Origin of the sequence: Escherichia sp. KS167_9B, assembly GCF_030295215.1 — a bacterium.
In the GTDB taxonomy this organism is placed as follows: Bacteria; Pseudomonadota; Gammaproteobacteria; order Enterobacterales; family Enterobacteriaceae; genus Escherichia; species Escherichia coli_F.
In genome coordinates, this window is the sequence record NZ_AP025754.1 from 2,306,742 (window position 1) to 2,319,683 (window position 12,942).

Here is a 12,942-nt window from a genome sequence, read left to right on the forward strand (position 1 = left end):
GCGTTAATTTACCCTGTTGCCCTGCGCCAACCAACCGCTGATTTCACGCCGCTTCTGATGCAATAGTGAAAACGGCAATACACCACGCGCACGTTGCTGACGAAAACAGCCATTTGCAGTATACTCCCGCCCTAATTTCTTTAACTGGTGCGGGCAATTTTTGCTCGCTTCATCAATGTAAGGTATTCCGGTGAATATTCAGGCTCTTCTCTCAGAAAAAGTCCGTCAGGCCATGATTGCGGCAGGCGCGCCTGCGGATTGCGAACCGCAGGTTCGTCAGTCAGCAAAAGTTCAGTTCGGCGACTATCAGGCTAACGGCATGATGGCAGTTGCTAAAAAACTGGGTATGGCACCGCGACAATTAGCAGAGCAGGTGCTGACTCATCTGGATCTTAACGGTATCGCCAGCAAGGTTGAGATCGCCGGACCAGGTTTTATCAACATTTTCCTTGATCCGGCATTCCTGGCTGAACATGTTCAGCAGGCGCTGGCGTCCGATCGTCTCGGTGTTGCTACGCCAGAAAAACAGACCATTGTGGTTGACTACTCTGCGCCAAACGTGGCGAAAGAGATGCACGTTGGTCACCTGCGCTCTACCATTATTGGTGACGCAGCCGTTCGTACTCTGGAGTTCCTCGGTCACAAAGTGATTCGCGCAAACCACGTCGGCGACTGGGGCACTCAGTTCGGTATGCTGATTGCATGGCTGGAAAAGCAGCAGCAGGAAAATGCCGGTGAAATGGAGCTGGCAGATCTTGAAGGTTTCTACCGCGATGCGAAAAAGCATTACGATGAAGATGAAGCGTTCGCTGAGCGTGCACGTAACTACGTGGTAAAACTGCAAAGCGGTGACGAATACTTCCGTGAGATGTGGCGCAAACTGGTCGACATCACCATGACGCAGAACCAGATCACCTACGATCGTCTGAACGTGACACTGACCCGTGATGACGTGATGGGCGAAAGCCTGTACAACCCGATGCTGCCGGGTATCGTGGCTGATCTCAAAGCCAAAGGTCTGGCTGTAGAAAGCGAAGGCGCAACTGTCGTATTCCTTGATGAGTTCAAAAACAAGGAAGGCGAACCGATGGGCGTGATCATTCAGAAGAAAGATGGCGGCTATCTCTACACCACCACTGATATCGCCTGTGCGAAATATCGTTATGAAACATTGCATGCCGATCGCGTGCTGTATTACATCGACTCCCGCCAGCATCAACACCTGATGCAGGCGTGGGCGATCGTCCGTAAAGCAGGCTATGTGCCGGAATCCGTACCGCTGGAACATCATATGTTCGGCATGATGCTGGGCAAAGACGGCAAACCGTTCAAAACGCGTGCTGGCGGTACGGTGAAACTGGCCGATCTGCTGGATGAAGCCCTGGAACGCGCACGCCGTCTGGTGGCAGAGAAGAACCCGGATATGCCAGCCGATGAGCTGGAAAAACTGGCTAATGCGGTTGGTATTGGTGCGGTTAAATACGCAGATCTCTCCAAAAACCGTACCACTGACTACATCTTCGACTGGGACAACATGCTGGCGTTTGAGGGTAATACCGCGCCATACATGCAGTATGCTTACACGCGTGTATTGTCCGTGTTCCGTAAAGCAGAAATTGACGAAGAGCAACTGGCTGCAGCTCCGGTAATCATCCGTGAAGATCGTGAGGCACAACTGGCAGCTCGCCTGCTGCAGTTTGAAGAAACCCTCACTGTGGTTGCCCGTGAAGGCACGCCGCACGTGATGTGTGCTTACCTGTACGATCTGGCCGGTCTGTTCTCTGGCTTCTACGAGCACTGCCCGATCCTCAGCGCAGAAAACGAAGAAGTGCGTAACAGTCGTCTGAAACTGGCACAACTGACGGCGAAGACGCTGAAGCTGGGCCTGGATACGCTGGGTATTGAGACAGTAGAGCGTATGTAATCGATTTTTCGTGAGAGTGAAGCCTGATCAGGGTTACCTGATCAGGCTTTTTTATTGCCATCTAAATGTATTCTGAAAATGGACATGCCACTGTTTTCTCACTGTTGGATAAGAGGCCAGAAGCGTAATATCCGGCCCCAGGGAAACGATAACGGTTGAATTTAAGGAATACCGCAGTGTTTAAATTTCTTGTATTAACATTAGGCATTATCTCTTGCCAGGCTTACGCAGAAGATACGGTTATAGTCAATGACCATGACATTTCAGCCATCAAAGATTGTTGGCAAAAAAATTCAGATGATGATACTGACATAAACGTGATCAAATCATGCCTGCGACAAGAATACAATCTCGTCGATGCGCAATTAAATAAAGCTTATGGTGAAGCTTATCGTTATATAGAACAAGTACCACGCACAGGTGTCAAAAAACCTGATACCGAACAACTTAACTTGCTTAAAAAATCACAACGAGCCTGGCTGGATTTTAGGGACAAAGAATGTGAATTAATCCTTTCAAATGAAGACGTTCAGGATTTAAGTGACCCTTATTCTGAATCAGAATGGCTCTCATGTAGGATCATACAGACCAATACGCGAACTCGCCAGTTGCAGTTATACCGTAACTCTGAAGATTTTTATCCAAGCCCTTTGACAAGAGGATAATTCACATATTTTTGGCATGTTTTGTTGCAAGCTATTCCTGATAAATAATTGCAACAAAACATCGAGCCTTTTTCACTGAGTTATTAAACATGCCGCGAGCGCGTAATTTTTATTTGTCCTTCAGCGATAATTCACAATCACTTCATTACGCTGTACTTTTAGCGGCGGAATTAACCGCCCGCCGCCAGGCACTTCCCAGATAAATCGCAACGGTTCTGCCGCCGGTATACCGGAAAAGGCCACGGTGGTTCCGCTCTGCCCCTCTAATTCGACACAACGAGATTGTGAACACAAGCGAACCCGCAGCCCTACGGGAGTTGGGCCGATAAGCTGATAACGCCACGCAACCAGCGTCATCAATCCTGATGCAGGTTGTCGCGAAGAAAGAGGCGCTGACGACATCGATTCACCACGGTGATTCAACGTAACGCCCACACTGCTCGCCTGCCACATCCCCTCCCCGGCGGCTTGCGCCAGCAGCGGAAACAATAATATTGCTAATAAGGCTCTCATTATTTGCCGCCAATCGTCGCCGTCATACGGATATGTCGGTTATCTGATAGTTCCAGATTCGACAGCACCACTAACTGCGGCAGGCTGCGACGCAGGAAGCGAGACAATAATGGTCGCAGCGCGTGGTTCACCAATAATACTGGCGGCGCACCCAGCATCTCCTGACGGGATAGCGCTTCCTGAGTTTGTGCCAGTAAACGATCCGCCAGCCCAGGCTCCAGTCCGCCCCCACCCTGCAAGGCCTGTAGTAACAAACGTTCCAGCGGTGTATCGAGGCCAATAACATGGACTTCATCTTTGCCAGGAAACCACTGCTGGGTTATAGCCCGTCCTAACGCCACGCGCACGACGGCGGTTAATTCATGTGGATCGCTTTGGATGGGCGCATGTTCCGCCAGCGTTTCGAGAATAGTGCGCATATCGCGAATCGGGACTTTTTCATCGAGCAGATTTTGCAGCACTTTATGCAGTGTGGTGAGCGTGACGACGCCAGGAACGAGATCTTCCGTCAGCTTTGGCATCTCCTGAGCGACACGATCCAGCAACTGTTGCGCCTCCTGACGACCAAACAGCTCTGCGGCATGCTGGCTTATGAGGTGGTTAAGATGCGTAGCCACCACCGTGCTGGCCTCAACCACGGTATACCCTTGAATCTGCGCCTGTTCTTTTAGCGCACTTTCAATCCAGATAGCATTCAGGCCAAATGCTGGATCGACGGTCGCCTCACCAGGTAACGTCCCGGCAGCGGTACCAGGGTTAATCGCCAACCAACGCCCCGGATAAGCATCACCACTGCCTATCTCCACGCCTTTCATCAAAATGCGATAGCGGGCAGGTTGCAGATCCATATTGTCGCGAATGTGCACCACTGGCGGCAGAAACCCCATCTCCTGGGCAAATTTCTTGCGAATACTGCGTATACGGCCCAGCAACTCACCATCCTGCTGGAAATCGACCATCGGGATCAGGCGATAACCCACTTCCATTCCCAGAGAATCTTCCAGTTGTACATCGTTCCACGTTGCTTCAACAACGGCATTATTCTCTGCCATTTTTACCGGTTTTGGTTCGGCAGGCGCTTTTTGTTCGCGTCCGCGGATCCACCAGGCCAGCCCCAGCAATCCGGCAGTGAACAGCAAAAATACCAGGTTCGGCATTCCAGGCACCAGGCCGAGTAAACCGAGCACGGCGGCGCTTAACAACATAACGCTCGGGTTACTGAAAAGCTGATTCACCATCTGCTCGCCAACATCCTGATCGGTGCTGACACGCGTAACGATGACCCCCGCGGCGGTAGAAATCACCAGCGCCGGGATTTGTGCTACCAGACCGTCACCAATGGTCAATAGCGTATAACTTTCCGCCGCATGTCCCATGCTCATGCCATGTTGCAGCACACCGACCAGCAATCCGCCGACAACGTTAATGACCATGATGAGGATCCCGGCGATGGCATCGCCGCGAACAAACTTACTTGCCCCGTCCATTGAGCCGTAAAAATCGGCTTCCTGAGTGACTTCACTGCGGCGTTTTTTCGCCTCATCTTCACCAATCAGTCCGGCGTTAAGGTCGGCATCAATCGCCATCTGCTTTCCTGGCATACCATCGAGAACAAAGCGCGCGCCTACTTCTGCGATACGCCCGGCACCTTTGGTGATAACCATAAAGTTGATGATCACGAGAATGACGAACACCACGATACCGATAGCGAAATTGCCACCAACGAGGAAGTGACCGAACGCTTCGACCACCTTCCCAGCCGCCGCCGCGCCGGTATGCCCTTCCATCAAAATGATACGGGTTGAAGCCACGTTAAGTGCCAGACGCAACAGCGTGGTAAACAACAGAATGGTCGGAAACGCAGCAAACTCGAGCGTGCGCTGGGTAAACATCGCCACCAGCAACACCATGATCGACAAGGCAATATTGAAGGTGAACAGCAGGTCGAGTATGAATGCGGGCAGTGGCAGCACCATCATCGACAAGATCAACAGGATCAAAATCGGTCCGGCAAGGATCTGCCATTGTGTCGATTTCAGGTTTGCGGGCAGGCGCAGCATCGCGGCCAGATTACTCATGGGTCGGTTTCTCGTTAATAAAATCCAGGGCTTCCGGCACCGGAAGATGAGTAGGTTGTACAGGGCGCTGTCCACCAGCCAGACGCCAGCGTTTCAGTTGCCAGACCCAGGCCAGCACCTCCGCCACCGCGGCGTACAGTTGACCTGGGATTTGTTGGCCGATCTCCGCATGTCGATACAGCGCTCGCGCCAGCGGCGGCGCTTCAAGCGTCGGGACGTTATTTTCAGCGCCAATTTCACGAATGCGCAGCGCGACCAGTCCTGCACCTTTAGCGACCACTTTCGGTGCGCTCATTTTGTTTTCGTCATACTGCAACGCTACCGAATAGTGGGTCGGGTTATTGACAATGACATCCGCTTTCGGCACATCGGCCATCATCCGACGCCGCGCGGCAGCTCGCTGCATCTGACGGATCCGCCCTTTAACATGAGGATCGCCTTCGCTTTGTTTGAACTCATCACGAATATCCTGCCGCGACATTCGCAGCTTTTTCAGGTGGCTGAAGATTTGGAAAAAGACGTCAAATCCCACCATCGGAATAACACCAAGTACCACCAGCAGCGCGCATAGCCCTACCAGATCCATCGCATTACCCATGGCGGTAATCGGAGACTCGGCCATTAAGCGCATCATCTGCGGCCAGTGATGCCAGAGAAAAAATCCCGTCACGCTGCCAACCAGGATGGTTTTCAAAATTGCTTTAAGCAACTCCGCGCCAGTCTGTGCCGAGAACATCCGTTTAATCCCCGGTAGCGGGTTGAGTTTGGAAAACTTCGGCTGCAAGGATTTGCCGCTAAATACCAGCCCCCCCAGCATGACCGGAGAAATGAGCGCCACCAGCACCACGCCGCTAATCAGCGGCAGCAGCCCCAACATGGCTTCTCTGATCAGCAGAATAATCTGCCCGAGGATCAGATTCGGGTCATTGATAATATTGTGATCAAAATGCAGCCCAGCGGAGAGCATGCCCGACAATCGACGGGCCAGCGACACACCGCCAAACCAGATAACACTAACGCCCACCAACAAAATCAGCAGTGAGGTCAGTTCACGGGAACGCGGGATTTGCCCCTCTTCCCGCGCTTTTTCTAGTCGGTGAGGTGTGGGGGCTTCTGTTTTGTCGTCGCTCTCGTCAGACACGTCGCCAATCCTGGAAAGAGTATTAAGCGTGAATGATGCCAGAGCGAAAAGCGTTCAATGGTCTGAGTAAGGGGCAAAACAGGGGGGATTTAGGGCTTTTGCTGCACACATCAAGCATGGTGTGCGTTTGTCGGATGCGGCGTCATCGCCTGATATGACGCGGTTACGCCACATCAGGCAATACAAATCAAAATCCAAGGCTATCCAACAAATCGTCCACCTGATCCTGACTGGCTACCACACCGGCTTTGCTGGTATCAACCTGAGGTCCATTAAGCAAACTCTGGTTTTCACGTTTTGGACGCGACTCCTGTTCCGGGATGTTTTCCAACAGCACCATCAGCAATTGACGTTCGATCTCCTGAATGACATCCATCATCCGCTTAATGACCTGTCCGGTGAGATCCTGAAAATCCTGCGCCATCATGATTTCCAGCAGTTGCGCGTTAGTAAAGCTGGTATGCGCGGGGACATCTGCCAGAAATTGCCGCGTATCTGTCACCAGTTCACGGGCATCGGCAAGGTCAATCGGATCGGCAAACCAGTCATCCCAACGTTGGGTTAATGCTTTTGCTGATTTCTCCATTTGATCTTGATGTGGTTGTGACGCTTCAACACTGTTCAGCGCCCGCTCTGCAGCCTGGGCAGTCATCTGCACAACATAGTACAAACGATCGCGGGCATCGGGGATGGCTTCCGCCGCTTCGGCAATTGCCTGATCCAGCCCCAGCTCCCGCAAACTGTCGCGCAGCATACGCGTCAGGCTGCCGATGCGCGCAATGATATCGCCAGCTGAATGCTCGTCAGCAGGTTTGATTGATGGTTGCATCATAGTCGCATCCTCACATGCCCAGTTTCTCAAAGATTTTGTTGAGTTTTTCCTCCAGCGTCGCGGCGGTAAATGGCTTCACCACATAGCCACTGGCCCCCGCTTGCGCCGCAGCAATAATGTTTTCTTTCTTCGCTTCTGCAGTCACCATTAACACTGGCAATGCTGACATCCCGCCATCTGCACGAATCGTTTTCAGCAACTCCAGGCCATCCATGTTGGGCATGTTCCAGTCGGAGATAACAAATCCATAACCGCCTGCCTGCAACTTATTGAGGGCGTCGACACCATCTTCCGCTTCCTCAACATTATTGAATCCCAGCTCTTTCAGCAGGTTACGCACTATGCGTCGCATGGTGGAAAAGTCATCCACAACCAAAAATTTAAGTTCTTTATCCGCCATTTCACACTCCTGATTTAAATACGTATCGCCTGTCCGGCACTGATTTTCGCCAGCATTTGCTGGCTTACCTGGCTAAGATCGACCACTTCGCAAACACCACCCATATTGATGGCCTCGCGCGGCATGCCGAACACCACGCAACTTGCTTCGTTTTGTGCAAGGGTCCATGCCCCCGCCTGACGCATCGCTAACATTCCCGCCGCGCCGTCGTTGCCCATACCGGTCAGGATCACCCCAACCGCATTACGCCCCGCCTGTTTGGCAACAGAATGGAACAACACATCTACCGAAGGCCGATGACGGTTAACCGCCGGGCCATCGTGGATTTTGATTTGATAATTCGCGCCGCTACGCGCCAGTTCCATATGCCGATCTCCCGGTGCGATATAAGCATGCCCCGGCAGAACGCGTTCTCCGTCTTCGGCTTCTTTAACACCGATTTGGCACAGCTTATTAAGTCTGTCGGCAAAAGAGCGAGTGAAACCGGGTGGCATATGCTGGGTAATTAACAGTGCCGGGCTGGAAAGCGGTAACGGTTGCAGGACGTGACGAATTGCCTCAGTTCCCCCCGTTGAAGCACCAATCGCAATCAGTTTTTCAGAACTCAACAACGGCCCCGCTTTCAGCGTTGTCGGTGCCGACAATGGTTTATGTGCCGCAAGGCTCGCCTTTGCTGCTGTACGCACCTTTTCAGCAATCATTTCGCTGTACGCCAGCATTCCTTCGCGAATACCCAGTTGCGGTTTGGTGACAAAATCTATCGCCCCCAGCTCCAGCGCGCGCAGAGTGACTTCTGACCCTTTGCCGGTCAGGGAAGAAACCATCACAACGGGCATTGGGCGCAAACGCATTAATTTTTCGAGAAAATCCAGTCCGTCCATCCGCGGCATTTCAACATCCAGCGTCAATACATCGGGATTGAATTTCTTAATCAAATCACGCGCAACCAGCGGATCAGGGGCGGTCGCCACCATTTCCATGTCGCTATGGCTGTTGATGATTTCTGTCATGATCTGGCGCATTAGTGCCGAATCATCGACAGATAACACCCTGATTTTGCTCATCGTTAATCCTTACTTAGCGCATACACCGTCTGACCACGCAGCGTGAAGCGGCGCTCAAGGTGGCTAAAGTTTTCAGAGTGACCCGCAAACAGCAATCCGTCGGGTTTAAGGAGCGGAACAAAGCGGCGCAAAATCTCCTGCTGGGTAGTTTGATCGAAGTAGATCATGACGTTACGACAGAAGATCGCATCAAACGGCCCCGGCACGGTGTATTGTTTCGCCAGTAAATTCAGCGGGGCAAAATCAACATAGTTCGCCAACTCCTGACGCACGCGTACCAGCCCTTCATGCGGTCCCGTCCCTCGCATGAAGTACCGCTGCAGTTGCTGCGGCGTCAGATTTTTCAGCTCTTCATGGCGATAAATACCGCTTCTGGCTTTTTCCAGCACCTCGGTGTCGATATCGCTGGCAAACACTTTCCAGCGTCCGGGCGCGGTGCCCAATATGTCAGCCAGCGTCATCGCAATGCTGTACGGCTCTTCGCCGGTCGAAGCCGCCGCGCTCCATACGCGATACTCGCCAGAACGACGCCGGGCGTGATCCGCGAGCAGAGGAAAATGATGCGCCTCACGGAAAAATGCCGTCAGATTCGTGGTCAGCGAATTGATAAACGCCTGCCACTCACCGCTGTGCTGGTTAGATTCCAGCAAGTTCAAGTAATGGCCGAAATCCGTCAGTCCCAGCGAACGCAAACGACGAACCAGTCGGTTGTAAACCATGTCGCGTTTATGGTCAGCCAGAACGATCCCGGCTCGTTGATAGATCAATTGACTTATCCGCCGAAAATGCGCGTCGGAAAGCGCCAGGCGCTCGGTCATCTGTAACAATAAAGACGTTTGCCCACAGGGCAGAGATGAAGTCATAGCGCCTTCTCAATCACTTCAGGATACCACTGGCGCAATTTGTAACTGCGCCGACTCATGTCGTGCTACTTCATGTTCTTCAAGGGTAAATACCGCCACACGCGACGAAAGATGGTCAGCCTGGTTCGCCAGTTGTTCCGTTGCCACCGCCGCTTCTTCTACCAGGGAGGCGTTCTGCTGAGTCACCTGATCCATCTGGCTGACAGCCTGTGCAACCTGCTCAATCCCCCGCCGTTGTTCTTCCGACGCCGAAGCAATTTCTCCCATAATGTCGTTCACGCGGGTCACCGAACTGACAATATCGGTCATGGTCGCGGCGGCGTTATTCACCAGTTTCGAACCCTGCTGGACACGATTGACTGACTCTTCGATCAGCCCTTTGATCTCTTTTGCCGCCTGGGCGCTACGGCTGGCAAGATTGCGCACTTCACCTGCCACTACCGCAAATCCACGACCCTGCTCTCCGGCGCGAGCCGCTTCCACTGCCGCATTCAGGGCCAGAATATTGGTCTGGAAAGCAATGCCGTCGATAACGCTGATAATGTCGCCAATTTTTTGCGAGCTGGTGGCGATCTCCTGCATGGTGTGAGTCATGGTACTGACCTGAACACCGCCCGACTGCGCCGTTGTCGCGGCATTTTTTGCCAGTTCCGACGCCTGTCGTGCGTTATCGGCGTTTTGCCCTACCGTGGCGGTTAATTGCTCCATACTGGCGGCCGTTTGTGCCAGCGATGCCGCCTGCTGTTCAGTACGACTTGAGAGATCGTTATTGCCTGCGACAATCTCCGCGATACCAATGTGCATCTCCTGGCTTCCCTTACGCACATCACTTACCGTCCCACGCAAAGCCTGCTGCATGGTCTTCAGACTGGCAAAAATGGCGGTGATCTCATTGCGACCATACACCGCAATCGGACGCGCCAGATTACCCGCAGCAATGCTGTCAAAATGGCTACCGATAATGGCCAGTGGTTGAACAATCATCTTGCGCGTCCACCACAGCGCACTGCTGATGTAGATCGCCGCAACAATAATCATGCTGATAAACACCAGCGCCGAAATCTGATAGTTACGCTGGCTTTGCGCACCGGCGGCTTCCAGCACATGGTTGATCTCCAGCTGCCAGGCCTCAAAGTTAACGTCAAACGCATTCTGTGATCCCTGCACCGGCGCAGTGAGGAAATCCGAAAGTTGATTACTTTCAAGCCAGGTCGCCTGATGTTCGAGATCGTTGTGCCAGCGGGCAAAACTTTTCTCCGTCTCTTTTTGCAACGCCCTGACGTGCTCGTTGCCCGCAGTCATCGCCATAAAACTTTTAAACAGCGTGGTGGATTGCGTCAGACTGGCGCGCGCCGTCGTCATCAACGTTTTAATGTCATCCGCCGGATAGCTAAGCGCCGTCAGAGTGCCCGCTTTATTCAGCGCGGTGCTGGCCTGTAACATCACCGCCCGAGTTTGCGCTAATGCCGCACGTTGCTGATTGCTCTGCTCGACCTGATTCAATCGTTGCAAATCATCGCGAAATGCCCAAAAAGACATGCCGTTACTGCCAATCTGCAAGATCCCGCAGAGAATCAAAATTAAAAACAGCGTGGTCGAAATTCGAATACGATTAAACATCAACGCTCCCCATCAGGCGGCAATGACCGCGTTAGTCAATACTCGTTAAAATGTTTCCCAGTTTGGATCTTGTTCAGCAATTCGCAGTCGTGGCTGTGCCGGTGGTTGCTCACTGGCAGGACGAGATGATGTTTGCGTTTTATTGGTGAGTGGGCTGGCTGCCAGATGGAACGCAGAAACCGCTTGTGTTAAACGACTGGCCTGTTCTTCCAGCGCAGCGGCGGCAGCAGCTGATTCCTGCACCAGCGATGCGTTCTGTTGCGTGACGCGATCCATTTCCGAAACCGCCAATGCGACTTGATCGATGCCGCGGCTCTGTTCATCTGATGCCGATGCAATCTCGCCCATAATGTCAGTCACGCGAGTGACAGCATTGACGATATTGTTCATTGTTTCCCCGGCGCTTTCGACCAGCACCGAACCGGTATCAACGCGCGAAACGGAGTCTTCAATAAGTGCTTTGATCTCTTTTGCCGCCTGGGCGCTGCGACTGGCAAGATTACGCACTTCGCCCGCCACCACGGCAAAACCACGGCCTTGTTCACCCGCTCGCGCGGCTTCAACAGCGGCATTCAGCGCGAGGATATTAGTCTGGAAGGCAATACCATCGATAACGCTGATAATGTCGGCAATTTTCTTCGAACTATCGGCGATCTCATGCATCGTTTTCACTACGCCATCCACTACTTTGCCGCCATGCTGGGCGGTGTCGGAGGCACTTTGCGCCAGTTGTGAGGCCTGGCGGGCGTTATCGGCGTTTTGCTTCACTGTCGCGGTGAGCTGCTCCATGCTGGCGGCAGTTTCTTCCAGCGCGGATGCTTGCTGTTCAGTACGGGAAGAAAGATCGGTATTGCCCGCCGCAATTTCACGGGTGCCAGCATAGATGGCATCTGAACCTTCGCGCACATGAGTGACGGTGTCAGTCAAAGAGCGTTGCATATGTGAAACGCTCTGCGCCAAGTCGCCCATTTCACTGCGCCCGTCAATGGTCAGGGTATTCGCCAGGTTACCACCGGCGATTTCGCGAATATGAGCAATAATTTTTGCCAGCGGTGTAAGCAACATACGGCGAATGCCGTACCACGCCACCAGCAGAATTAATACCACCACCAGCGCAATAACCGCCAGTTGCCACTGGGCAAATCGGTAATCATCTGCGTTGTCAGTGACGATATCGCGATACAGTTTTTCACTGCTGAGGGCGTACTGAGCAAACGCTTCGCCCATTGCATTTTGCATTCCCTGGGTTGGCTGAGCGAAATAAGCTCCAGTATTGCCATAATCAAGATAATCAATCAGTTCAGTTAATGCTGTGTGATAGTTTTTATATTTTTCATCAATATTACGACTGGTAGCGACCATTTCAGGTAACGGCGCCATGCTTTTGAATTTTTTATAATGTGTCGCGGCCTGGGCCAAAGTTTTCCTGGCGCTATCAAGCAATTCAACTTTGGCGTTACTTTGTTGATTGGAAGAATCCATCATCATCCGCACCGCTGATCGACTCAGGTTAATGCGCGTTTGCAGCATTAAATCCCAGGTTGACGTCAGCTCGCCCTGCTGTTCCCGTAATTGATTGGAAACCACAAAGCTCTTCTGGCTATGGTGAAGGGAAGAAAAAAACAGACTGCCGGAAATAAGCTGTAACAGTGCGAATACCCCCAGCACCATTACCAACAGCGTGACTACGCGGATACGGTTAATCATAAGGCACCTTCCTGAAAACAAGTTGATCTCGTTATCGGCAAGGAAGGGGGAAACTTTATTGCTGATGCCACCCGCCGCGAAACTGAAATAAAAAACCCGATGCGCAGGTCATCGGGTTCATTGCAATTGAGGAAA

12 protein-coding genes are annotated in these 12,942 nt (G+C 52.4%); 2 read left to right on the forward strand and 10 right to left on the reverse strand.

Going from position 1 to position 12,942, the window contains the following annotated elements:
- Window positions 1–190 precede the first annotated feature (190 nt).
- A complete protein-coding gene (gene argS, locus QUE34_RS11615) occupies window positions 191–1,924 on the forward strand; it encodes an arginine--tRNA ligase (RefSeq protein WP_001025314.1) in 1,734 nt (577 codons plus the stop codon).
- Window positions 1,925–1,965: 41 nt separating this feature from the next.
- Here the strand turns inward: argS and yecV are convergent, their stop codons facing one another.
- Window positions 1,966–2,010, reverse strand: a complete 45-nt coding sequence (yecV, locus tag QUE34_RS11620; RefSeq protein ID WP_211180499.1) for a protein YecV — start codon at window positions 2,008–2,010, stop codon at window positions 1,966–1,968.
- A 90-nt stretch (window positions 2,011–2,100) separates the two neighbouring features.
- Here yecV and QUE34_RS11625 point away from each other — a divergent pair, with 90 nt between their 5' ends.
- Window positions 2,101–2,589 (forward strand): lysozyme inhibitor LprI family protein, encoded by a 489-nt coding sequence (locus tag QUE34_RS11625; protein WP_105268675.1) that lies wholly within the window; start codon window positions 2,101–2,103, stop codon window positions 2,587–2,589.
- A 120-nt stretch (window positions 2,590–2,709) separates the two neighbouring features.
- On the opposite strand, the gene flhE is transcribed toward QUE34_RS11625, so the two are convergent.
- From flhE to tar, 9 genes are all read right to left on the reverse strand, one after another.
- Window positions 2,710–3,102, reverse strand: a complete 393-nt coding sequence (gene flhE, locus QUE34_RS11630) for a flagellar protein FlhE (RefSeq protein WP_001202066.1) — start codon at window positions 3,100–3,102, stop codon at window positions 2,710–2,712.
- Window positions 3,102–5,180, reverse strand: a complete 2,079-nt coding sequence (gene flhA / locus QUE34_RS11635) for a flagellar biosynthesis protein FlhA (RefSeq protein ID WP_000066967.1) — start codon at window positions 5,178–5,180, stop codon at window positions 3,102–3,104. Before flhA ends, flhE begins: the two co-directional genes overlap by 1 nt.
- A complete protein-coding gene (gene flhB / locus QUE34_RS11640; RefSeq protein ID WP_105268674.1) occupies window positions 5,173–6,321 on the reverse strand; it encodes a flagellar biosynthesis protein FlhB in 1,149 nt (382 codons plus the stop codon). The genes flhA and flhB overlap by 8 nt, the downstream gene beginning before the upstream one ends.
- A 187-nt stretch (window positions 6,322–6,508) precedes the next feature.
- Window positions 6,509–7,153: a protein phosphatase CheZ gene (cheZ, locus tag QUE34_RS11645; protein ID WP_000983609.1), complete on the reverse strand. Its 645-nt coding sequence runs from the start codon at window positions 7,151–7,153 to the stop codon at window positions 6,509–6,511.
- Window positions 7,154–7,163: 10 nt separating this feature from the next.
- Window positions 7,164–7,553 carry a chemotaxis response regulator CheY gene (gene cheY, locus QUE34_RS11650; RefSeq protein WP_000763871.1) on the reverse strand — a complete coding sequence of 130 codons (390 nt, stop codon included), beginning with the start codon at window positions 7,551–7,553 and terminating at the stop codon, window positions 7,164–7,166.
- A gap of 14 nt (window positions 7,554–7,567) precedes the next feature.
- Entirely contained in the window at window positions 7,568–8,617 is a 1,050-nt protein-coding gene (gene cheB / locus QUE34_RS11655; RefSeq protein WP_000036371.1) for a protein-glutamate methylesterase/protein glutamine deamidase, read from the reverse strand.
- Between the two features lie 2 nt (window positions 8,618–8,619).
- Window positions 8,620–9,480 carry a protein-glutamate O-methyltransferase CheR gene (cheR, locus tag QUE34_RS11660; RefSeq protein WP_105268673.1) on the reverse strand — a complete coding sequence of 287 codons (861 nt, stop codon included), beginning with the start codon at window positions 9,478–9,480 and terminating at the stop codon, window positions 8,620–8,622.
- Window positions 9,481–9,498: 18 nt separating this feature from the next.
- Complete coding sequence (gene tap / locus QUE34_RS11665; protein WP_032303229.1) at window positions 9,499–11,100, reverse strand: methyl-accepting chemotaxis protein IV; 1,602 nt, start codon at window positions 11,098–11,100, stop codon at window positions 9,499–9,501.
- A 45-nt stretch (window positions 11,101–11,145) separates the two neighbouring features.
- Window positions 11,146–12,807: a methyl-accepting chemotaxis protein II gene (tar, locus tag QUE34_RS11670; protein WP_032303230.1), complete on the reverse strand. Its 1,662-nt coding sequence runs from the start codon at window positions 12,805–12,807 to the stop codon at window positions 11,146–11,148.
- Window positions 12,808–12,942: the final 135 nt, after the last annotated feature.